The sequence below is a fragment of the Fibrisoma limi BUZ 3 genome, assembly GCF_000296815.2.
Classification (GTDB): domain Bacteria; phylum Bacteroidota; class Bacteroidia; order Cytophagales; family Spirosomataceae; genus Fibrisoma; species Fibrisoma limi.
This window is the reverse complement of the sequence record NZ_CAIT01000009.1, coordinates 392,465-415,566: the sequence shown is the minus strand read 5'-3', so window position 1 is coordinate 415,566 and position 23,102 is coordinate 392,465. Positions and strand designations below refer to the sequence as shown.

Here is a 23,102-nt window from a genome sequence, read left to right as displayed (position 1 = left end):
GCATGAACATACTACTATTCGGCTACGGCAAAATGGGCCGGGTAATTGAGCAGATTGCACTGGACCGGGGGCATCAGATTGTTGGGCGGGTTGACCGAAAGGATGATTCCGGCACCGATCCCGACCAACTGCCTGATGATGCCGTTGACGTAGTCATTGAATTTACCACACCCGAATCAGCCGTCGAGAATATTACATACTGCTTCCAGCGTGGCTGGCCCGTCGTATGCGGAACAACCGGGTGGCTGAGCCGGCTGGCCGAGGTAGAAGAGCTATGCCGCCAACACAAAGGCTCTTTTTTCTACGCGTCTAACTACAGCATTGGCGTGAATCTATTTTTCCGGTTGAACAAGATCCTGGCGAAGTTCATGCGGAACTACCCGTCGTATCACGTATCGATGACCGAAATTCACCATACGGAGAAAAAAGATGCCCCTAGTGGTACGGCCATAACGCTCGCCCAGGGGGTGCTTGAACACTTACCACACAAAAGCCGTTGGATTGACAAAAGCGACGTTCAATCCGCTGACGATGATGCGATTGTCATCGAATCGCTACGGGAGGGAACCGTGCCCGGCACGCATACCATCCGCTATGATTCGGACGTTGATCGAATAGAAATTACGCATACTGCCCATAGTCGGCAGGGGTTTGCGCTCGGTGCCGTGGTCGCGGCCGAATGGCTACCGGGCCACGAAGGGGTATTTGGTATGGATGATTTATTAAATTTTAACGAGGAATGATGACGATACGCGATATTTGACCTTTAAAAGTCGATTATCCACTAGTCATTATTCAACATTCATCAGAAGTTAACGTGTCTGTAACAAAAACAAAAGCCGACGCCAAACCGGCGACCAAAAAAAAATCGCCCGCGCGGGAGTGGTTTGATTCAATATTGTTTGCCGTTGTAGCTGCTACGTTGATCCGGTGGCTGTTCATGGAGGCCTTTACCATCCCGACGCCTTCGATGGAGAATAGTCTGCTGGTTGGTGATTTCCTGTTTGTGAGTAAACTGCACTACGGTACCCGGACAACGTCTACGCCCCTGCAGGTACCCCTCACGCACCAGAAAATCTGGGGAACAAACATCCCTTCCTACAGCGATGCGATCCGGTTACCAATGTACCGGCTGCCGGGTTTCACCCACGTCAAGAACGGCGATGTTGTGGTATTCAACGTACCGCCTAAATACCTGAACGACAACATCGATTACCCCGTCGATCTGAAAACCAACTACATCAAGCGGTGCATTGGCATTCCGGGCGATGTCATAGAGATCCGTCGGCAGGATGTGTACGTAAACGGCAAACTGTTCCCCCGCCCTCCTCAGGCCGAGCACGAATACTTCGTGAAAACCAGCCAGGTGATGGACGAAGCGTTTTTCCGGCGATACAATATCGTTAACGATTTTCGGGACCCAAGCAATCCTACGTACAACTGGCAGCCGCTGGAGGAATACAACGACTCAACGAAGTCGTCGGTGCAGGTTGGGTACCGGATCAACACGACCGAGCAAGTAGCCAATCAGTTTAAGTCGTTCGACTGGGTGAAGAGTGTGGAACCGATCATGGATAAGCCCGGCGAACAGGCACCGGGTATTTACGGATCGCCGGTGTACAACTGGAACCGCGACAACTTTGGCCCGCTGACCATTCCGAAAGAAGGCGCTACGGTTCAACTGAACGAGAAAACAATTGTTCTTTACGGCCCCGTCATCGAGAAGTATGAAGGCAATGAGAACGTAGAGGTAACACCGACGAGCGTCAAGATTGACGGTAAGCCCATTACGTCGTATACGTTCAAGCAGGATTACTACTTCATGATGGGCGACAACCGCCATAACTCGCTGGACTCGCGCTTCTGGGGCTTCGTGCCGGCCGACCACATTGTTGGCAAGGCCGTATTTGTCTGGATGTCCATCGACCCGAATCCGGATGGCTTCTTCAACAAGATTCGCTGGAGCCGTCTGTTCCGAATCATTGATTAAGAAGGAACGAAAGAAGGAAGGGGACGAAAGGGAGAAGGGGTAAAACCTTTTTTCCTTTCGTCCCCTTCCTTTTCTCGTTTACCAATTAATCGGAGCTAATCCTTTGCTTTCCAGGTATTCGTTAGCCTGGCTGAAATGCTTATTGCCGAACCAGCCACCCCACTGTGCAGCCATGGGGGAAGGGTGTTTGGCTTTTAGAACCAGGTGTTTGCTGGTATCAATGACGGCCCCTTTTTTCTGGGCATAGGCGCCCCAAAGCATAAACACGAGGTGCTCTTTCTCGTCGGAAATGAGCTTGATAACGGCGTCGGTGAAGGTTTCCCAACCCTTGTTCTGATGCGAACCGGCCTGACCAGCCCGTACGGTGAGGGTTGCATTCAACAGCAGAACCCCCTGTACCGCCCAGCGTTCGAGGTTGCCCGATTTAGGAATTGGCTTACCCAGGTCATCCTGAATTTCTTTAAAAATATTGATGAGCGAGGGCGGTTTTGTGATGCCATCGGCTACCGAGAAGGCCAGCCCATTGGCCTGGCCTTCGCCATGATACGGGTCCTGGCCCAGAATGACAACACGGGTATCGTCGAAGCTACATTGGTTGAACGCGTTGAAAATGAGTTTGCCGGGTGGGTAGATGCGCTGGGTAGAATATTCGTCGCGGAGAAATTCGGCTAAATCGCGAAAATAGGGCTTATCGAACTCAGGTTGCAGCCGTTGCTGCCAGGATTCGGCGATCGTGACTTTCATGTGGGAACTGATACGGGTTTAAAGGCATTGTACGCATAAGAACAAGCAAGGCCACTTCCGAAAATTTTTTTAATGATGGTTCTTGCGTAACAAAACTAATCAACCTAATTTTCGTTCTAAGGTTGTCAAACAGGGGCTAAATTTATGGTTTCGGCAGTAACAGAAGGCATAAAGGTGAGCGTGAAGACAGAGTATCAGTCGGACTATTCGAGCCCGTTGCAGGCCCATTATGTGTTCACCTACCGTATCACAATCGAAAACGCCAGCGAATATACCATTCAATTACTTCGTCGGCACTGGACAATTTTTGACTCCAACGGTACCGTCCGCGAAGTTGAGGGCGAGGGCGTAGTGGGGCAGCAGCCTGTGCTGGAGCCAGGCGAAGTGCATCAATACGTTTCCGGCTGCAACCTGCGGTCAAGCATGGGCAAGATGGTAGGTACCTATCTTGTCGAACGGATTATCGACGGCAAACAGGTTCGGGTGACCATCCCTGAATTTACTATGGTGGTGCCGTATAAGTTGAATTAAGTTGATTCCTGCGTATCTGCGTTATCTGCTCAACGCCCGCGATGAGCACGCTCTACATTCTCCGTTTCTTTTCAAGCTCTATACTGAAGTAATTCGGGTCGACAACCGTAACGAACCGGCTTTTGCCGCCATCACCTCGTTGCGGCAGTCGTTGCTACGGCGGTCCGATTCAATTGAAATAACTGACTTTGGAGCGGGGTCGAGAGTCCGTTCGTCCCCCCGGCGTATGATTCGGGACATCGTTCGCACGGCCGAAAAACCGGCCCGGTTCGCTCGACTGTTGTATCGACTCATACAGCGTTTTCATGCCCGATCAGTCGTCGAACTCGGTACGTCACTGGGCGTAACGACGGCCTATCTGGCTGACGCTGCCGCCTTAACGCAGGGGCGTGTGCTGACATTTGAAGGATGCCCGCAGACAGCGGCCGTTGCTCAGCAGAATTTGTTGCACTTAAACGCTCAGAACGTTGACGTAATCGTCGGCAATCTGGACGATACACTGGCTCCCTCTGTAGCTACGCTGGAGCATATCGATTTAGCGTTTTTCGACGCGAACCACCGCTTTGAGCCAACCGTCCGGTATTTTGAGACATGCCTGACCAAAGCGCATAATGACACAGTCTTCATCTTCGATGATATTCACTGGTCGGCTGAGATGGAGCAGGCATGGGCTTATATCAAGGCGCATTCGTCCGTCAGCGTGACGATTGATTTGTTCTGGATTGGGCTGGTATTCTTCCGACGAGAGCAACCCAAACAGAATTTTACGTTGCGCTTTTGATCAGATTCATGCTACGTTACGTAACGAGCTAATTAAATTTTTACGATTTTGTTGTTCTGGTTTGTTATTCATAATAGCAAAAAGGTTCTGTTTGAAATTGTATCGTAATTGTTGCGCCTTGTTCAGTAACACATAGGATAAAAAACGTGAATATAGATACGGTATAGTTGCTCCTGATCCTAAATAGCCTCAACTGGTCAATACCAGAAAGCCCTTCAAAAATCGTTACCTTTCCATATCTCTTCTTAGTCCTTTATCAACAATGAACCGGTTGATTGATAACCATTTACTTTCTGTATTGACTGCGTTTTGTTTCGGGCTGACAATCGTTTCCTGCCAGGAGCCAAGTGCTGTTCCTGAAGAGCCGGAACCGACTGAATCGTCGTTTAACCTGCTTCAGCAGAAGCTGCTTACCCCAACTTGTGCTACGTCTGGATGCCATGCGTCGGAAAAAGATCCATCGTTTGCGCAGCATGGTCTGGTGTTAGCAGAGGGTGTATCCTATCAGAATTTAGTGGGCGTAGCGCCCAGAAACAGTTCGGCTAAGGCGGATGGGTTGCTGCGGGTGAAAGCGTTTGCGTCGCTGGAGAGTCTGTTGTATCACAAGCTGACCGGCGAGGCCAATCACCATACGGGTAAGCAGTACGGCAACCCAATGCCACTGGGTATGCCGCTCCTCTCCGAAGGACAGCTTGAATTTGTACGCCGTTGGATCGACGCGGGTGCGCCTAAAACGGGCACTATAGCGGACGCTAAACTGCTTGACGGCGAAGCCACGGCTCCGACTGCGTATGAGCCGCTACCTGCTCCTGGTCCCGGAAAAGGCGTGCAGATGAGCATTAGTCCCTTCGATGTCGCCCCAAATTTTGAACGTGAACTGTTCGTGCGTAAAAGCGTCGGCAACACACAGGATATCTACGTCAATCGGTTTGAAATAAAGATGCGCAGTGGCAGTCACCACTTTGTGGCCTATGATTTTCGGAGCAAGAACCTGCTGCCTACTCTGGACGAGGTTCGTGATCTGCGTAACCCCGACAACTCCTTAAATTTGCTGACAGCCGTATCCATGTCAAACCACGTGTACCTGGCTGGTAGTCAGTCGCCCTACGTGGACTACACGTTTCCGGCGGGCACGGCTCTGTTGATACCGGCCGGCACGTCCCTTGACCTGAACTCGCACTACGTCAACAAAACAGAAGCTGTCGTGAAAGGGGAGGCCCAGCTTAACCTGTATACTGTCGACAAGGCGAGCGTGCAACGCGTGGTGAAAACGCTGGATCTGAGCAATACGAACCTGAATATCCCGGCCAACAGCCGTGTGACGCTCAGCCGGGCGTTTGTGTTTGATAAGCCGGGTAAGATTATTGCGTTGACGTCGCATATGCACAAGTTGGGAGAGAAGTTCGTGATCAAAATCAAAGGCGGTTCCCGCGACGGTGAAGTGGTATACACCTCCACGGATTGGGAGCACCCCGACATTATTACGTATAACACCCCAATCGCGATTAAGTCAGGTGAAGGGCTCACCTCCGAAATCACGTACAATAACACAACGAACAAAGCTGTTCGCTTCGGCCTGACCAGCGAGGATGAGATGGGAATTATTTTCGGGTACTATGTTGAGGAAAATTAAATTACTGACGGACCCGTACCTGAGGTGCGTGAATCCGAAGCAGCACCACTTGACCTATTGTCGCTAATCCCATTTAGCATATTTAGACTGGTGATTGTGGTGATCGTTTCGAGTTTGGCTTTTTCCAGTTCAATGCTGCCGACCTTAAGCTTTGTCAGCTCGGGCAAGGCTAAGCCCGCAATAATGAACAAAAGGGACGCAAACGTGATGAACACGTAAAATCCTTCCGTCAGCAGGGGAGTATGTTTAGCGTCGGCGTTTTCAATCCAGCTCCGCTCAATCCGGATGGTTTCTCCCATATCCCGTTGCCACCGGGCAATTAATGAGTCCGGATGGTTGAAGGTAAGCCGGGCAAACCGGGTTAGCTTGAGATCGGCGACCGAATCCAGTTTAAGCAGTGGTTGTATTTTACTGGGCTGGATGTAGCAAATGACGTCGGGCTGCGTAATAGCCCTGACCAGACTCGTTTCCCGAAAGAGGAAGAAAATCTGGGCTGAGATGAGGACCAGAACGGCCAGGATGACGACCACGGTTCCTTTCGGTACCTGTGCGCCGACCTCTTTGAGCGGACTGGATTCTTTTCTGTATTTTTTGAGTTGCCGGACGGCCTGATTTGCTTCAAAACTATTGTGGGCGTATTCGGGAATCCGACCGAATTTAAATAATGCTTTATCAACGTTTCGTTGGGATTCCGTTGCAAAATTAAACCGCTCAATCAGGCTACCTTTTTTCTCACGGGCCTGTAACTGGCGAATCTGGCAGTAGCCGCTCAGGTAATGTACAGTGCAACTTTCAGCAGGGGTAATCTTTCGGGAAAAATCACCGTAATTACCAGCCTGGGCGGCTTTATCCAGAAAATAAATCGCTTTGTCGAACCGGCCATCGGCTTCAACGGTATCGTCATTGTCCCGCGCTTTGTCACCTAGTCTGGCGTAAAGCTTTCCCGACAGAATCAGCGCGTCAAGGTGGCGTTCGCTGGTTAGCCGACGGACAAAGGCCAGATGCTCTTCGGCTTCCTTAAATTGATCCTGTTCAATAAGGATTTCGACCAGATTGCACCGTAACGTGAAATCGTTAGGGTCTAACCGGCGAGCCTGTTCGAAAGCCGCTCGGGCCTCGTTCCATTTTTTCTGTTTCTGATAAACCACTCCCAGACCGATTCTGGGATCGGTTGCTTTGGGATTAATACTAATTGCTTGCTGGTAAGCTTTGAGGGCTTCTTCCAGATTTGATTTATACGTTAGAAAAGCCCCCTGTTGCTGGAAATCGCTGTCAATCCAGACGGTTCTAGGCTTTTTATCAAGCGTGTCCAATCCTTTCTGAGCATAGTTGGCCAGTTCGGTTTCATCCCGCATGGTGTCGCCGTTTGGTAGCGAGCAGTATTCGATTTTCTTTTGATAGAGCTGGCACAGAAGCAGGATGTAAAGCAGGTTGCCGGGCTCCTTTTCATGCACATCCAGAAGTTGACTCTCAGCTTTTTCAAAATCATAGTCAATTGAAAACAGAATGCTGCTCAGGTAAGCACTGAAATCAATGAGGTTATAATTTTTGAGATTCATACAGGTGTAGATTTAATGAGCAGGTCCAGATAATTAGATTTCGCTTTATTCCAATTGTTGCGGGCTTTTTGATATTCACCCTTTTTTTCCAGTATATGAGCCAGATTGTGCCGGGCGAACACATGACGCGGATCCTGCTGGAGTGCTTCTTTGTAGTAAAGAAGCGCTTTGTCCAGTTCTTTAAAATCAAGATGAATGTTGCCGATGAGGTAGCTAATTTCAGCTGTCCGCTCTTGGTCGGTACTGTATCTGGCCTTCGTTTTTTGGCATATAGTTAGTGCTTCGTCTTTTTTACCCAGGGCTGTAAGGCACAGAATCAGGCCTTCGATGATAAAGTATTCATCCGGTTTTTGCCGGAAGGCTCTCTGGTAATAGGGTTCTGCTTCCTCAAACTTGCGCTGGCCGCTGTACAGGACTCCAAGCCAGTAGTTGGCATAATGCTGATAATCACCGGCAGACTGAGCGGCTTTTGTAAGTGTTTCTGTTGCTGCCGGATAGTTATATAGATAGTAATGACACAAGCCAAGGTTTAAAAGAACGTATGCATCCGAGTCTGGTGTAGGTGAAGCCTGGTTATACGTCGTGTAAGTGTCAACTGCCTTGGTCAGCCGGTCTCTGTTTGCCTGGCCGTTGTTGTAAAGTGTGTCAGCAATGGATAACGTTGACTCGGCACCCGGGGCTATCTGAACGGCTTCCTTCCAGTGAGCCCAGATCTGATCAAGATCAGCATCTAAGCTTAATAACGTATCGCCAATCTCATAATGAAGCCTGGCTAACGTTTTGCGGGCCTCTGTGACCGTAGTTTCTAGGCTATTGCGGTCGGGTTGTACTTGACCGGAAGCAACCTGGGGAAGCGCAGAAATTGCCTGTTCAGTAGTATAAACCGACTCGGTAGCCAGCGTAATAGCTTGCGTGTAATATTGACTGGCTTTGGGTTCCTGAAGTAGAGCGCAGTAGACGTCGCCCAGCGCTTTTAGTATAAATGGATCAGCAGCCGCTAGTTGCTGTGCACGCTCATACGCTTCAGCGGCTTTAGAAAAGTGCTTCAACTGGAACTCCATATCGCCAAGTAGTTTTTCCTTGTCTAGGGGAGTAACCAGATCAGGTTGGGCCTGGAGGGCATCAAGAACGTCCTGAAACCGTTTGACGTCTTTTCCACCGAGCCATTTTAATACGTCTAGGGCGAGAGACGGCTCCGGAGATTTTGTCAAGCTAATCTTGTATTGGTCTACGGCTTCGTCGTTACGGCCTTGCTTGTGAAGCGAAAAGCCCCAGTTAATGTAGCCGTTGGCGTAGTTAGGATCTAATTCGGTGACCTTGCGAAACAGCTTTTCGGCGGCAACGGGATCATCATTCATGATCTTCGTTCCAAAGCTATATAGGTCTTTTACCAATTGCGCAACAGCGTCCGGATCAGGTTGGGTCTTCAGAAATTGGTCTACCTCCTGAAGCGTATCTGCAACTGGTTGAGTGGGCAGGTTATCAATAATGGTCAGGTTACCCATACGTATCGTATGTTAGGTAAAAGGTGGGCTAAGGCACGCTACAACTTTTCTACTAAATGTATTGGAATTGGCATAAAATAATAAATAGATTATTCCCAATTGAGTGAGTGGTAGGCATTGAGCATCAGCGCTATTCATACGCAAAAAGCCACCCTCTCAGGTGGCTTTTTGCAGACTGGCTTTACAGTCTAGTGTGTCAATTGCACATAGTATGATTTCGGCAGGCGATTACCGCGCTACTTCTATGTTTACCCGGCGACCCTTAATGGTATTACCTTCCATGGCGTCAACCACGCGGTTGGCCATATCGCTCGGTACGTCTACATAGGTGAACTTATCGAAGATGTCGATGTGACCGATGCTGCTGCCCGGAATGTTGGCTTCACCGGCGATGGCACCGACGATGTCGCCTGGACGGACATAGTCCTTGCGGCCAATGCTGACGAACAGACGCGTCATGTTCGCATCGCGTTCGCGTTGCGGACGGTCGTTATCCTTGTCGAAATAACCCCGACGACCACCCCCTGCTCCGTCGTTACGGTCACGGGAACCACGATCGTCGCGGTCAAAGCGGCCACCCCGATCCCGATCGCCGTAACCACGCGGCCCGTCATTACGGTCGCGACGGTCGCTATAACGTGAGTCACGATCACCGAACCGGCTGTCACCGCGGCCCCGACGGTCGTCGCGGTCGAAACGGCCACCCCGATCCCGGTCACCAAAGCCCCGGTCGCGCCGTTCGCGACGGTCATCTTCCAGGCCAAGGTTCTGGTCGGCAAATTCGTTCTTCTCGATACCCATGCTGCGTTTCACCAGAGCGGCTACCACCTGCTCAGTCGAGAAACCGGCGTGGTGAAGCTGCGTCAGCAGGTCATCGTATAGATTCAGGTCTGCGCTCTCGTTAATCGTCTGCTGTAGTTGCTCAATGAAGCGGGCTTTGCGGATACCAACGATGTCTTCGAACGACGGAATAACACCTTTTTCAACCTTAACTTTCGTATAGGTCTGGATTTCGCGGAAACGATATTTCTCGTCGCGGCCCACCAGCGAGAACGCCCGACCTGACTTACCGGCGCGGCCCGTACGGCCAATCCGGTGTACGTAATATTCTTCGTCGAGCGGAATGTCAAAGTTGATAACGGCGTCAACATCGTCCACGTCGATACCACGGGCAGCTACGTCCGTAGCCACCAGAATGTTGGTGGTACCAGCCCGGAATTTTGACATCACGTTATTTCGTTGTGCCTGGCGCAGGTCGCCGTGCAGACCCTCGGCCATGTAGCCCCGAATCTGTAGATCTTCAACGATCTCGTCGACTTTGCGCTTCGTATTACAGAAGACCAGAAGCAATTTCAGGTCATACGTATCGATCAGGCGGCACATCACCTCCACTTTCGCTTTCGGCTTCACCTCGAAATATACCTGCTCGATGTTCTGGTTGGTCAGTTCTTTCTTAACCACCTTCACCAGCACCGGGTCCTTCTGGAACTTCTGCGTGATGGCCATGATCGGCTTCGACATGGTAGCCGAGAACAGGATGGTCTGCCGCTCTTCGGGCATATCCTCCAGAATGCTCTCAATGTCTTCGCGGAAACCCATGTCCAGCATTTCATCGGCTTCGTCAAGAATCATCATCCGGACGTTGTCGAGCTTCAGCGTGTTACGTTCCATGTGGTCCATAACCCGGCCCGGCGTACCGATAACGATATGCACACCGCCTTTCAGCGACCGGATCTGCCGCTCGATAGAGTCACCACCGTAGATAGCTTCTACCCGCAGACCGCGCTTGTATTTGGCGAGTTTACGAATCTCATCAGCCACCTGCAGCGCCAGTTCGCGGGTTGGGCACAACACCAGCACCTGAACGGAGCGAACACTCGTGTCGATCATTTCGAGCGCCGGAATACCAAAGGCTGCCGTTTTTCCCGTACCCGTCTGGGCTTGGCCTATTACGTCGCGACCGGCCAGAATCGGGGGAATGGCTTCGGCCTGAATCGGCGAGGGACTAACAAAGCCCATGTCGGTTACGGCCTGGAGCAGATCGTCTGAAATGTCAAGATCGGCAAAGGTCTTCTGGTTAGGATCGGCGGCTTTGGGGGCTGCAACAACGGCCTCAGGTTGGTTAGCCGGAGCCGTTTCAGTCTGGACAACCTCGGTTGCCACTTCGTCTGTCGTCAGGAAAGTATCCTGAACATCAGGTTGATTTTGTTCCACTTGCATGAAAAAATAAAAAAGAATTATGGATGAAAATCCAAGCGAGACGAGTGTGCCGGTGAACGGCGCGAGATTGCGGAATTGCCCAACGAACGAAGCTGCCCAACTGACCCAACAAGGCCCAAACCCCTAACCTACCACCAGAGGAACGAGACAACAAAAAAACGATTGACGATTAGCCCACGCGCAAGAGAATCCTCTCGGGGTACTTCCACCCGGGAAGCGTCCACACAGAAACCCATCCGTACATCCGTACTGGCTCTGTCAGACCTAACTCAGCGTAATTACAGGAGAGATGCAGAGACGCAACGGATGTTGCTTGATAGTACTATTACAAAAGTAAGGTGAAAATCGTTCCTGTACAAATTGCAATGTTAAGAAATTGTATTTTTCCTGTTCTAGTGCTAAAAATTCGGGTAGTATTAATTGGTTTTGGTGTTATTCGCTGAATAAACCAGCAAATTTTCGGGGAACAGCCGTTTGGTAACGGAGCGATTCGCCCGTAATTGGATGCGTGAAGGACAACACCCAGGCATGCAGTCCCAGCCGACCGATCGGGTTGGTTCTGGCTCCATATTTTATATCGCCAACGATGGGGTGCCCCAAATCCTGCATGTGTACACGAATCTGATTTTTGCGCCCCGTTTCCAGATCAACCTTTACTAATGAGTAACGCGAAGTCTGTTTCAGAGTCTGGTAATGGGTGATGGCTAACTGCCCCTCATTGGGGTTCTGGCTTGAATAAATCACCAGCGCTTTACTTTCCTGTAGATAAGACCGTATAGTACCTTCAGGCTGTTTCAAAACCCCCTCCGTTACTGCCAGGTACGTCCGTTGCTCTACGGCGGTTTGCCACGATTCCTGCAACAGTTTCTTGGCCTGCTCACTCTTCGCGAAGACCATCAGGCCGGACGTATCGCGGTCGAGTCGGTGTACAATAAACACTTTGGCGGCTGGGTTCTGCCGTTTGACGTGACCGCTCAGGATGTAGTAGGCGGTATTGGTTTTCTGGGTGTCGGTGGCAATGGACAATAGTCCTTCCTGCTTGTCAATAACGATGAGGTGTTCGTCCTCAAATACAATGGTTAATCCTTTGTATGCGTTCGTAGCCGGGCCTTTCTCGCGCCGTACTTCAACCTGTTGACCAACCTGAAGCAGGTGATTATACTGCGTAACGGTCTGACCATCTACGACAATCTGGCCGTCGCGCAGCAACGTTTTAATGTTGTTTCGATTCTTATGCGGAAGCTGAGCTACTAAAAAGCTCATTAGCTCACTGGCTTCCTTCACCACCATACGCGGTGCCGGTGGCAGGACTTTACGTTGGGAACGCGGAGAGGGTTTACCGGGCATCTGGTTTGGGTTAACTTCTTGAGTGTACAGACCAATACGCTACACTACGTGCTTACTTTCCTTCTTTCAGCAGTTCAACAAGCAGTGTCATTTCGTTGGCGGTAGCTTCGGCATCGCCAGAATAGCCAATGCCCCGGTAGCGAACACGCCCCTGCGGATCGATGATAACTTTGGTCGGAATGCCCTGCACTTTGTAGGCATTGGCCACCCGCTGACCAGCATCGACCGGTACGACGAAATCGCCGTACGGACGTTTAGCCATGAAGTCATGGACGCGTTGCAGCGGTCCACCCTCGCGGGTATTGACAAAGAGGAACTGCACCTTCGGGTCGTTTTTGAAATACGCTTTGGCCTGTTGCATAGCCGGAAACGACATAATGCAGGGTACACACCAGGTCGCCCAGAAATCCAGCACTACGACCTTCCCACGTAGCGAAGCCAGTGAAATCTTCTGACCTTTAAGATCGGTCATGCTGAAGGCCGGGGCTGGTTCGTTGATCAACGTACTACGTAGTTCTTCGCGCAGGTCGGCCCGCAGGTCGGCTTCGAGTTTGGCTACGTAGGTTTCCGCTTCGGCAGCATTACCAGTCTTCTTCGCGTAATAATCGCGCAGGGCGTTTTTAAGCCGGTTGTTGGACCGGCCTTCCTGTACAAACGCTTCGACGTTCGGGCGGGCTGTTTCACCATTGCCGGTTCGGAGGGCACAGAGCCAGTAACGTTCGTTGGTTTTGATGTCGCTGTCCTCCGGATTGGTCGTATTAATGGCTTGCAGGTACGTATCGTAGGCTTCCTTGTCTTTGCCCTGCTGTTCCAGTGCGAAGGCATACGTTGCCATGTATTGCCGTTTGCGGGCTTGTTGCTCGGCTTGCCATTGTGCCGACGGGCGGGAAGGTTTAGGCTGTGCATCCAGAACTGCCAGCGCCCGTTTGATCATCCACTCGGCTTCGGTCAGACCACGCCGATCTTCGGCCAATTGATTCGCTACGCTGTTGAGCCATTGCGGATCAACGGAGGTATTGGGTAACGGGTCGATGAACGCGACCAGACCGCGCAGGTCGCCGGCCTTGTAGTAGCCGTCGGTTATCATGTTGGTCAGTACCGGCGTATGCGTCGAGTTGGGAAAATCCTTAATGAACGCTTCGTAAGCTGCCTTCTTTTTGGCCCAGTTCGGTTCGTTCCGGACAGCCTCGGCGCGCGATTTCTGCATCAGCGGCCCTTTAGGGTCCAGATTTTTCATCCGGTCGCGCAGGGCATTGGCCTTGGTAAAATCGCCCATTTGCTCGTACAGGCCCCCGGCCCGGGTCAATTCGTCGGCGGTGGGTTCGGGTCGCGACGCCAGGTATGAGTCTATATACGCTTTCACTTTGGGACCATAGCCGGGTTTCCGCTGCTTAATCATCGCCAGGGCATAGTCGGACCAGTACTGCGGTTTGTGTTCCGGATACTGAATCAATTCCCATTCGTACAGCAGCACGAGCCAGTTAGGATCGACCCGGCCATCCAGATCGTACATAAATCCGGTTCGGCTGAATACGGAGGCCTGCCCACCCAGCGCGTGGGGTACCAGACAGTCCTTACCATCGTAGAAAGGAATCGAGTACAAATGTCCGTTATTGAGGTCGGTCCGTTTGGGCACCCTGGGGTTTCGGAAGGCGATCATCATACCGGCCGTACCGGCTCGTTGCGCGGGAAGCTGTCCCGTAAAGTAGTCGCCCTGCCGAACCAGTGGCACCGGAATGCCTTTGCTGAACTTGATACTGCCCGGATCATTGTATCGCACGTAGCGCCCTTCCAGGGTGGTGTCGCCCGCCAGTGGGGTTCGTTGGGGGGTGTAGGTAAACGAAACCACCTGCCCGATCTGCGGCTTCTCGGGCGAAAACGTAAACTGAGCCGCGGCTGGTAGAACTACGGCTACGCTGAGTAAGAAACTGAAAACTGCTTTCACATGCACAAAGTACAATTGGTTACGGAAACGGTCAATAAGAATCTGCGTTTCTTAGCTACGTTCATACGTCCGAAAGCTCTTGGGCTCCATCACCCAAAGCCCCTTCAGAGCTATCCAGCGTACCTCTTTTGCAGAAGCACGCTGCGAAAAAGAAGCTGAGAAATAAGCATTCGGACTACCGCATTGACTAGTTACTTATTTGCTGATCAAACCCTAAACTTAGCAGTCGGCAACCGGTTAATGCATAATAAAAGGGACAAGTATGAACACGTGGATACGAATGTATGCGCCGGGTGATGATGGCGGTTCAGCGCCAGACGGTGCCGAGGATAAAGAACGCGACGATGCGTTAGAAAGCGGTGATCCGGGCAATGAGGCCGACGCTGCGCTGGGTGGTTTGACGGATGGGGGAGATGGTACCATTGAAACCAGCGGTGCAATGGGCCTTACGAGCGAAGACTACGAGAAAACGGCTTAGTAACCACAAACGCCTGGCAAGTTGCCAGGCGTTTGTGGTTATCTGAAGGACGTAGTTACACCGCTACGGCTTCTTCCTGCCGTACCGGTCGCGATACGGCCCATAAGCCGATGAACGTAAACAAGCCGTTCAAAATCAGTCGCTCGAAACCGAACTGGTACCCGTTGAACCAGGCGGCTGAGTTGGCGTTGACGATATAGGTCAGTACGGGCGATATAATACAGATCCAGGGCACAAAGCGGTCCATAACCGGCCGTTTGCTGAACAGCCCGAAGGCATACAGACCCAGCAGGGGACCGTAAGTATACCCCGCCAGATCGAATACCGCCGTGATAACGTCGCTGCTGTTCAGGCGGTTGAAAATGACGATAACAATCCAGAACAGCACCGAGAAACCGATGTGAACGTAGTGCTTGATACGGGCGCGTTCCGTTTCGGGCCGTTTCTCTACATTCATAAAATCTACACAGAACGAGGTGGTAAGGGCGGTCAGGGCTGAATCTGAACTGGCGTATGTAGCGGCCGTGATGCCCAGCAGGAACGTAATGCCCACCACTACGCCGAAGTGATTAAGCGCCAGCATGGGGTAAAGGTCATCGGTTTTGGCCGGAATTGCGATGCCCCTGGCGTTGGCGTATAAGTACAGCAAAGCACCGAGGCTAAGGAACAGGAAGTTGACAATCGTCAGCGTGATCGTGAACCAGAACATGTTCTTCTGGGCTTCGCCGATGTTTTTGCAGGTCAGGTTTTTCTGCATCAGGTCCTGATCCAGCCCGGTCATCACGATGGCGATGAAAATGCCCGACAGAAACTGTTTGACAAAGTTCTTGGGATCATTGGTATCCCAGTAGAAAATCTGCGAATAAGGACTATCGTTGATGGCAGCCGACATTTCGCTGAAACTGTAATTCAGTTCGCGGGCAATGAGGATGATTGTGAGCACGACGGCCGTAATCAGAAAGGTAGTTTGCAGCGTATCCGTTACGATGATGGTCTTCACCCCGCCCTTGAACGTATACAGCCAGATCAGCAGGATCGTGATGGCTACCGACACCTCGAACGGTACGCCCAGCGGTCCGAAAATAGCGAGTTGCAACACCCCGGCCGCAACGTAGAGCCGCACGGCAGACCCAACCGTCCGGGCCAGTAAAAAGAAGCCGGCACCGGTTTTGTACGACCAGAACCCGAAGCGTTTTTCCAGGTACCCGTAAATCGAAATCAGGTTCATTCGGTAGTAAAGCGGCATCAGAACGGCCCCGATCACGTAGTACCCGATCAGGTAACCGAGCACCACCTGAAAATACGAAAACCCCTTGGTGCCGACGGCCCCCGGAACAGAAATGAACGTCACGCCCGACAGAGACGTACCGATCATGGCAAAGGCCACCAAGTACCAGGGCGACTGGCGGTTAGCTGTGAAAAAAGTGTTCGTATCCGCTCCGCGTGAGGTATAGTACGAAACAATGATCAGCATGCCGAAATAGGCAATCAGAATGGTAAGCGCGACGGTGCTATTCATTTGGTAAACGGGCAACTTTTTAGCCCGGAATAAGGTTATTTCTACGTATGCAGGCCGCTTTTAGAAGCAGTCAAATTTCAGTAAATTTGCTAAATAAACACACTTTACCCGCTCATGCAACCTTTTGAAGAAACCTCGGTGGATGTGCTCGACGAAGTCATCGAAACGGATGTCCATAACCTCGTGGTCTTCAATGACGATGTGAACACCTTTGATCACGTGATTGAAACCCTGATTGACGTGTGCGGCCACACGCCCGAACAGGCCGAACAGTGCACGTTGCTGATTCACTTCAAAGGTAAATGCACCGTTAAGAACGGATCGTGGGAGGAACTGGTGCCCATGCGCAACGAAATCTGTCGGCGCGGTATCAGCGCAGAAGTCTTACATTAATTGTGAATCAGTTGATTAGTGAATGAGCGAACGATTACCGACGCTGAAATTCATTAATTGAACCATTCACTCATTCGCTCATTCAATGGAGTATCCATCCAAACTCATAGAAGACGCGGTAAACGAGGTGTCGAAGTTGCCGGGGATTGGGAAGAAAACCGCCCTGCGACTCGTGCTGCACCTGCTAAAACGCGACGAAGATCAAACCGAATCGCTGGCTAACGCGCTGAAAGCCGTGCGTTCGCAAACGAAATATTGCCAGAAGTGCCACAACCTGTCCGATCATGATTTTTGCAGCATTTGTGCGAGCCGCAAGCGCGACGAATCGCTGATCTGCGTAGTGGAGGATACCCGCGACGTACTGGCTATCGAGAACACAGCGCAATACAAAGGGCTATATCACGTCCTGGGCGGTATCATCTCGCCGGTTGAAGGCGTGGGACCCAGCGATCTCCAGATCGAGTCATTGCTGGCGCGGCTACGTAGTCCGGATGGCGAGCAGGTAAAGGAAATCATTCTGGCGCTCAGCCCAACCATGGAGGGCGATACGACGGCGTTTTATCTGCAAAAAAAACTCCGGCCATTCAACCTCCGGATCTCAACCATCGCCCGGGGGGTTCCCATCGGTGGAGATCTCGAATATGCCGACGAAGTAACCCTCGGCCGAAGTATTCTGAGCCGAATTGCCTACGACTAATCTGGTACTATACACCATTTCTCACTACGCCCGCCGGTCTGTGCTGAAACAAAGTACAAGCCGGCGGGCGTACTGGTTTAATTACCCCTTTCGCAAACTATCATTTCATAAAAACTCCTTTTCTTTGCGGAGACGCAAACATCGGCCGTACAGGACGGTTTTGCTTAGGAATGTAGTTTCATCCCAAATCAACACACTCCGCATGAATCGTTCCGAGTTTCTGAAACTGGCTTTCGGTGCATCCCTTGGCCTTACTACTCTTCGTTCGTATGGATTAAGCTCCTTCCAGGCTGAAGGGCCGTTCAAACTGGCTCCTCTGCCATTCGATGCAGGAGCGCTGGAACCTCACATCGATAAAACGACGATGGAAATTCACCACGATAAGCACCACAAAGCCTACGTGGATAACCTGAACAAGGCTGTTGCCGGTACCAAATATGCATCGATGAATATTGATGATCTGGTGAAAGGTATCGACAGCAGTACACCGGCCGCTATCCGAAACAACGGGGGCGGGCACTGGAACCACACATTCTTCTGGAGCATTCTGTCGTCTAAAGGAGGTGGCGCACCGAAGGGCGCACTCGCTGAGGCCATCAACCGGAAGTATAACTCGTTCGACAACTTTAAGTCTGAATGGGCAAAAGCTGCCGGCGGTCGCTTTGGCTCAGGCTGGGTATGGCTGATTAAGACGGGTAACGACGTGGAAATCACCTCGACGCCCAATCAGGATAACCCGCTGATGCAATTGGCCGACAAAAAAGGTACGCCCCTGCTGGGTCTGGACGTGTGGGAACATGCGTACTACCTCAAATACCAGAACCGGCGCCCCGACTACGTTGCGGCTGCCTGGAACGTGTACGACTGGGATAAAGTAGGGCAACTGTTTGCCAGCGCGAAATAAGTATTCAGTTCAGGGTTTACAGGTTTCGACGCTGGCAGGAAACTGTAAACCCTGAACTAATTAACTATCTGTTCGGGTACGTGTAGCGGTAAGTAAACCCGGAACGTAGAACCACGCCCGACTTTACTCTCGACCGCAATAGTACCACCGTGATTTTCAACTACCCGCTTGCAGGTGGCGAGCCCAATCCCTGATCCGGCAAACTGCTGGCGGCCGTGCAATCGGCTGAACAGACCAAAAATCTTTTCATAGTCCTTCGGATCGATACCGATCCCATTGTCCTGCACACTGACGATTGCATATTCCTGCGTTCGATCAACAGTCGGGAATTCCGGTACGTCGACCCCCCTGATCAGGCTGCCGGAAACGGTTACCTTGGGTTGGATGTCAGGCCGACTGAATTTGATGGCATTTACAATCAGGTTCTGGAACAACTGCCGTAGCTGCGTCGGGTCGCCCGGCACCATCGGAATGGTTGTACCTACCTTCAGAATAGCCTGGTGCTCGTTGACCATTACCTCCAGATCCGTCTGCAAATCGTTCAGCAGATCAATCAGACTAATCAGCCGATAATTTGCCTGTTGGGATACGTCCGTGGGGGGCGTAAGCCGGGCGTAATTCAACAGGTTCCGGATTAATGTGTTCATTCGGTCGGCGGCCGACTGCATACGCCGGATCAGGTCATGACCAGCTTCATCGAGCTGGTCTGCGTATCGTTCCGCCAGAACATCGCCGAAGGATTTGATTTTACGTAAGGGTTCCTGCAGGTCATGGGAAGCTACGTAGGCAAACTGTTCCAGGCTTTTGTTAGAACGCTGAAGGTCATTGTTCATGCGCTGAAGGGTTTGCTGCTGTCGGTACTGTTCCGATACGTTGCGGTACACGCAGATGCCCATCGTAATCTCGCCCAGTTCATTACGAACCGGGCCAACGTAACATTCACACCGCCAGCCGCCCCAATGGTCGCTGAACGAGTGCTGTTCGCCGTTGAGTGCCGTACCGACGTAGCGTTTCCAGTCAGCCTTGAACTCGGGTATGATCGTATCGATAATCGGCTGACCGATCATCTCTTCCGGGTGCCGGTTGCTGTAGAGACCCGGAAGTTCTCCATTGGCAAAGAGTATTTGCTGATTGTGGTCAACGACCACGACGCACATGCCCGGTACGGTCGTGGATAGGGTCTCGAAGAGGATCGCTTCCCCCATTAGGGCCTGCGTGGTGCTCTTCAACGCTGTAATATCCGTAAACGATACCACGGCACACTGTCCGTCGCCAACGGGTTCAATGCACAGATCAAACCAATGGTCTTTGTGCGTTCGGCTGACCTGGTAAAACAGCTCGGAACGGTGGGGTTTGCCCGTGTTGATGACGTGATGTATGTTTTCCCAGAGGGTAGTGGGCTGAGCAGATGGAAACAAATTGGCGGCTTTCTGATTGATCATATCCTGCCTGGCCAGGCCAATTATATCCTCTGCCCGTCGGTTAACCAGACGTACCCATAGGGCATCGATCTGGCCATCATCCCGACGGTCAGCTTCGTAAATAACTATACCACTGGCCGACTGATCCAGGGCCACCTGCCAGAGCGAGTCAGATGACCGGGGGCGGTCGCCAAGATCCTTTTCCATACCGTTGAGTACCTACTTCAAAATCCGCAATAGATGGTTTAAACTAAACAGAGCAGGTTGGAGAGATGTTTCAGCTTACCCCTCATTAGTTCCGCAATAAGGGGGCGCTCTGCTAGCCCGTCGGTTCCGTAAACTTTCGTAATTTTGTATAAATTGTTAACGTATGACAGAGCAAGCAGTTGTTGAACAGCCTCTATACGACGAGATACCATCGCTCGATCTGGCCGATTTTACATCCGGTGATCCTGAGCGTAAGGCGCGTTTCGTGCAGGAATTAGGCCGGGCTTTTAATCAGATCGGCTTTGTGGCAATAAAAAACCACGGTCTGACGGACGAAATGACCCAGCGTTTATACGCAGCCGTCAAGGAATTCTTTTCGGCCCCCGATGCTGTAAAACAGAAATATGAGCACCCTGAACTGAATGGCCAGCGCGGCTATGTCGGCAAGGGAAAAGAAACGGCCAAAGGATTTAAGGTGGCTGATCTGAAAGAGTTTTACCACATTGGCCAGCCCGAACCCGTAGGGGATATGCCGGCCAATGTGTTCCCGGACGAGTACCCGGCCTTTGGGGAAAATACCCTGTCGACGTACCGGACGCTCGAAAATGCGGGCCGGACGTTGCTGCGGGCCATTGCCCTGTACCTCAAACTGCCGGAAGATTATTTTGAGGACAAGGTACAGAACGGCGACAGCATCCTGCGGGCGCTGCATTACTTCCCGCTCGATCCGAACGTAGTGCCGGACGGGGCTGTGCGGGCGGCTGCGCACGGGGATATTAACCTCATCACGTTGCTGATGGGTGCCAGCGCCGATGGTCTTCAGGTGCTTCGTCGCGATGGAAAGTGGATACCGATCACGGCGCTGCCTGATCAGGTCATCGTGAACGTAGGTGATATGCTGGACCGGCTGACAAACCACAAACTGAAGTCGACGATTCACCAGGTCGTGAACCCGCCCCGCGAGTTGATGAACACATCCCGCTATTCCATTCCGTTCTTCATGCACCCCCGGGGCAGCATGGACCTGACGTGTCTGGAGAGTTGCGTTGACGCTGAACATCCTAAACTATACACCGATATGACGGCTGGCGAGTTTCTGGATGAACGCCTGCGCGAACTAGGGCTGAAAAAAGCGTAGCTCTATTGTTAGTATTCTCTGGAAGGCTATCGATTCTAACAGAAATTGGTAGCCTTTTTTTGTAAACTGACATCAGATTTGATTATTTAGTAAGAAAGTAAGGCAATGCCGAGATAGACTGTTGAGTTTGTAGTTAATTCAGCTCAACAAGTCACAATTGGCGTTGGCATGTACAGACATCTCCTCTTTCGCTTACCAAACCGCATGCTTCCCAACCTGACGACGGTTAAGCCGGTGCGCCGAATCCGGTACATAATCTTCCTGAAGGATGTGCTGATTCTGGCGCTGACTACGTTTGGGGGACCGCAGGTGCATCTGGCGATGATGTTCGATCGGTTTGTCAGGCAACGCCGGTACCTGACTGAGGAGGAGTTGATGGAGCTTAACGCACTCTGCCAAGTGCTGCCGGGCCCCACCTCCACGCAGACCATAACGGCGCTGGGCTTCAAAATCGGTGGTCCGAACCTCGCTTACCTGACGTTATTGCTTTGGGTGCTGCCGGCCGTATCAATTATGACGGCTGCCGGTATTGGCGTCTACTACCTCGAACAGAAGCAGTTATCCCTGCATTTCGCCCGGTTTATTCAACCTATGGCCGTCGGCTTTCTGATTGTGGCCGGATACCGGATTGGCCGGAAAGTTATTAAAAACCAAACCAGTCTGGTCCTGGCGATACTGGCTGCACTGACGGCCTACGCGTTCCGATCGCCCTACATGACGCCGGTTGTGATTGTGGTGGGTGGCGTTACGACGGCACTGACGTATGAGAAGCAGCAGCGCATGGACAAAATACCGCTCCGGGTCGAGTGGGCCAATTTCTTTCTGTGGCTGGGGGTACTGATTGCGGCTGCTACCCTTGGTGCTATTACGCAGTCGTTGCCCGTCCGTCTGTTCGAGAACTTCTATCGTAACGGTAGCCTCGTATTTGGTGGGGGGCAGGTGCTGACCCCCATGCTCTACAACGAGTTCGTCGCGTTTAAGCAATATCTGACCCGGGAGGAGTTCCTGTCGGGACTGGGACTGGTGCAGGCGGTTCCGGGGCCGGTATTTGCCTTCTCATCGTACATTGGGGCATTGTCTATGCGCGATACGGGTGTGTACGGTCAGTTCTGGGGGAGCTGCGTGTCAACGGCCGGAATCTTTCTGCCCGGTACGTTTCTAATCTTCTTTGTCTACCGGTTCTGGGATCAACTCAAGCGGTACCGCGTCGTTCGGGCGTCGCTGGAAGGCATCAATGCCGCCAGCACGGGGCTCACGGCGGCTGCGGCTCTGGTGCTGTTTGAGCCGATGGTTCCGCACTGGCCCTCCGTCATGATTGTTATCTGCACCATCGTTTTGCAGGAATTTACCCGTGTTCCTCCTTTCCTGCTAATCCTCGGTGGCCTGGTGGCGGGCGTTGTGTTCTGAGGGATACGTTATCCTAAAATGTGTTAAAAGATGCGTCTGGATTCGAACGAATCTGGCCTCGGCGGTATCTTGCCTGCAAACCAATTGCAATAATTTTGTGAAAAACTTTTCAATTCTTTTCCTGATCTGTTTGTCCTTGACCGTTCAGGCCCAAACAGCCATCAATGACCGGCAGCAAACGTTGTTGGGGCAGGGACGTATTAATCTGGGCGTTAGCACGGGCTTTGGGTATGCAGGGTACATTGGCAATTCATACCATGTTGCACCGCGCGTGCAGTACTTTCTGAAGGATGGCTGGTCAGTAGCGCTCGATGCCCGTTACGACGCAAACGATGGTTCACAGACGAAGTTCTGGGGTGGCGGATTGTCTACGCGATATTATTTTGTGAGAGGTCAGCGGGTTGCTTTGTTTGCACAGGCCGGAGCCATGTATGGACGTACTAAATACTACACCGATTACGCCAGTCCCAGCCCACAGCAATTTGGATCACCGCAATATGCGAATACGCTTCAGACGCATGCGGGGCTAGGCATTCATTACCGATTGGGTAAGCGCTGGTCGCTGGAAGGACTGGCGGAACGTATGCTAACCAACAGTGGACGCCCGGCTCTGGATGCCAGTCAGTGGCGTACGAGCATTGGTATTAATTTCCGAATTAAATAAACAGTGATTCCCAGAGTCC

General features: G+C 51.8%; 20 protein-coding genes. 12 read left to right on the top strand and 8 right to left on the bottom strand.

The features are described from left to right. Positions 1 to 2 precede the first annotated feature (2 nt). Entirely contained in the window at positions 3 to 743 is a 741-nt protein-coding gene (gene dapB / locus BN8_RS21240; RefSeq protein WP_040006692.1) for a 4-hydroxy-tetrahydrodipicolinate reductase, read from the top strand. A gap of 74 nt (positions 744 to 817) precedes the next feature. Next, positions 818 to 1,990 (top strand): signal peptidase I, encoded by a 1,173-nt coding sequence (lepB, locus tag BN8_RS21235; protein ID WP_009283994.1) that lies wholly within the window; start codon positions 818 to 820, stop codon positions 1,988 to 1,990. Positions 1,991 to 2,068: 78 nt separating this feature from the next. Here lepB and ung read toward each other — a convergent pair whose 3' ends face one another. After that, the gene (ung, locus tag BN8_RS21230; protein ID WP_009283993.1) at positions 2,069 to 2,734 is read right to left on the bottom strand and encodes a uracil-DNA glycosylase; all 666 of its coding nucleotides are present in this window, start codon (positions 2,732 to 2,734) and stop codon (positions 2,069 to 2,071) included. Between the two features lie 144 nt (positions 2,735 to 2,878). Here ung and apaG point away from each other — a divergent pair, with 144 nt between their 5' ends. The 3 genes from apaG to BN8_RS21215 all read left to right on the top strand — a co-directional run bounded on the left by apaG (position 2,879) and on the right by BN8_RS21215 (position 5,679). After that, on the top strand, positions 2,879 to 3,265 hold the full coding sequence (apaG, locus tag BN8_RS21225; RefSeq protein WP_009283992.1) for a Co2+/Mg2+ efflux facilitator ApaG/CorD: 387 nt from the start codon (positions 2,879 to 2,881) through the stop codon (positions 3,263 to 3,265). Between the two features lies 1 nt (position 3,266). After that, positions 3,267 to 4,046, top strand: a complete 780-nt coding sequence (locus BN8_RS21220) for an O-methyltransferase (protein WP_009283991.1) — start codon at positions 3,267 to 3,269, stop codon at positions 4,044 to 4,046. 262 nt (positions 4,047 to 4,308) lie between these two features. Further along, positions 4,309 to 5,679 (top strand): monooxygenase, encoded by a 1,371-nt coding sequence (locus BN8_RS21215; protein WP_009283990.1) that lies wholly within the window; start codon positions 4,309 to 4,311, stop codon positions 5,677 to 5,679. On the opposite strand, the gene BN8_RS21210 is transcribed toward BN8_RS21215, so the two are convergent. The 5 genes from BN8_RS21210 to BN8_RS21190 form a co-directional block, all read right to left on the bottom strand. Beyond that, positions 5,676 to 7,238, bottom strand: a complete 1,563-nt coding sequence (locus BN8_RS21210) for a tetratricopeptide repeat protein (protein ID WP_009283989.1) — start codon at positions 7,236 to 7,238, stop codon at positions 5,676 to 5,678. The genes BN8_RS21215 and BN8_RS21210 overlap by 4 nt on opposite strands. After that, positions 7,235 to 8,743: a tetratricopeptide repeat protein gene (locus BN8_RS21205; RefSeq protein WP_009283988.1), complete on the bottom strand. Its 1,509-nt coding sequence runs from the start codon at positions 8,741 to 8,743 to the stop codon at positions 7,235 to 7,237. The genes BN8_RS21210 and BN8_RS21205 overlap by 4 nt, the downstream gene beginning before the upstream one ends. Before the next feature lie 228 nt (positions 8,744 to 8,971). Next, positions 8,972 to 10,963 carry a DEAD/DEAH box helicase gene (locus BN8_RS21200; protein ID WP_009283987.1) on the bottom strand — a complete coding sequence of 664 codons (1,992 nt, stop codon included), beginning with the start codon at positions 10,961 to 10,963 and terminating at the stop codon, positions 8,972 to 8,974. Between the two features lie 432 nt (positions 10,964 to 11,395). Next, complete coding sequence (locus tag BN8_RS21195; RefSeq protein WP_009283986.1) at positions 11,396 to 12,310, bottom strand: RluA family pseudouridine synthase; 915 nt, start codon at positions 12,308 to 12,310, stop codon at positions 11,396 to 11,398. 52 nt (positions 12,311 to 12,362) lie between these two features. Continuing rightward, positions 12,363 to 14,255: a TlpA disulfide reductase family protein gene (locus BN8_RS21190; protein WP_192579082.1), complete on the bottom strand. Its 1,893-nt coding sequence runs from the start codon at positions 14,253 to 14,255 to the stop codon at positions 12,363 to 12,365. Positions 14,256 to 14,517: 262 nt separating this feature from the next. Here BN8_RS21190 and BN8_RS21185 point away from each other — a divergent pair, with 262 nt between their 5' ends. Then, the gene (locus BN8_RS21185) at positions 14,518 to 14,733 is read left to right on the top strand and encodes a hypothetical protein (RefSeq protein ID WP_009283984.1); all 216 of its coding nucleotides are present in this window, start codon (positions 14,518 to 14,520) and stop codon (positions 14,731 to 14,733) included. 55 nt (positions 14,734 to 14,788) lie between these two features. Here the strand turns inward: BN8_RS21185 and BN8_RS21180 are convergent, their stop codons facing one another. Next, positions 14,789 to 16,252, bottom strand: a complete 1,464-nt coding sequence (locus tag BN8_RS21180; RefSeq protein WP_009283983.1) for a sodium:solute symporter — start codon at positions 16,250 to 16,252, stop codon at positions 14,789 to 14,791. A gap of 114 nt (positions 16,253 to 16,366) precedes the next feature. Here BN8_RS21180 and BN8_RS21175 point away from each other — a divergent pair, with 114 nt between their 5' ends. From BN8_RS21175 to BN8_RS21165, 3 genes are all read left to right on the top strand, one after another. After that, complete coding sequence (locus tag BN8_RS21175; RefSeq protein ID WP_009283982.1) at positions 16,367 to 16,645, top strand: ATP-dependent Clp protease adaptor ClpS; 279 nt, start codon at positions 16,367 to 16,369, stop codon at positions 16,643 to 16,645. Positions 16,646 to 16,730: 85 nt separating this feature from the next. Continuing rightward, entirely contained in the window at positions 16,731 to 17,342 is a 612-nt protein-coding gene (recR, locus tag BN8_RS21170; protein WP_009283981.1) for a recombination mediator RecR, read from the top strand. Positions 17,343 to 17,544: 202 nt separating this feature from the next. Continuing rightward, positions 17,545 to 18,246, top strand: a complete 702-nt coding sequence (locus BN8_RS21165) for a superoxide dismutase (protein ID WP_009283980.1) — start codon at positions 17,545 to 17,547, stop codon at positions 18,244 to 18,246. A 56-nt stretch (positions 18,247 to 18,302) separates the two neighbouring features. On the opposite strand, the gene BN8_RS21160 is transcribed toward BN8_RS21165, so the two are convergent. Further along, positions 18,303 to 19,874, bottom strand: a complete 1,572-nt coding sequence (locus BN8_RS21160; protein WP_009283979.1) for a sensor histidine kinase — start codon at positions 19,872 to 19,874, stop codon at positions 18,303 to 18,305. Positions 19,875 to 20,037: 163 nt separating this feature from the next. On the opposite strand from BN8_RS21160, the gene BN8_RS21155 reads away from it, so the two are divergent. The 3 genes from BN8_RS21155 (at position 20,038) to BN8_RS21145 (ending at position 23,083) form a co-directional block, all read left to right on the top strand. Next, on the top strand, positions 20,038 to 21,012 hold the full coding sequence (locus BN8_RS21155) for an isopenicillin N synthase family dioxygenase (protein ID WP_009283978.1): 975 nt from the start codon (positions 20,038 to 20,040) through the stop codon (positions 21,010 to 21,012). A gap of 204 nt (positions 21,013 to 21,216) precedes the next feature. After that, positions 21,217 to 22,419, top strand: a complete 1,203-nt coding sequence (chrA, locus tag BN8_RS21150; protein WP_040006408.1) for a chromate efflux transporter — start codon at positions 21,217 to 21,219, stop codon at positions 22,417 to 22,419. A gap of 97 nt (positions 22,420 to 22,516) precedes the next feature. Then, positions 22,517 to 23,083, top strand: a complete 567-nt coding sequence (locus BN8_RS21145) for a porin family protein (RefSeq protein WP_040006407.1) — start codon at positions 22,517 to 22,519, stop codon at positions 23,081 to 23,083. Positions 23,084 to 23,102: the final 19 nt, after the last annotated feature.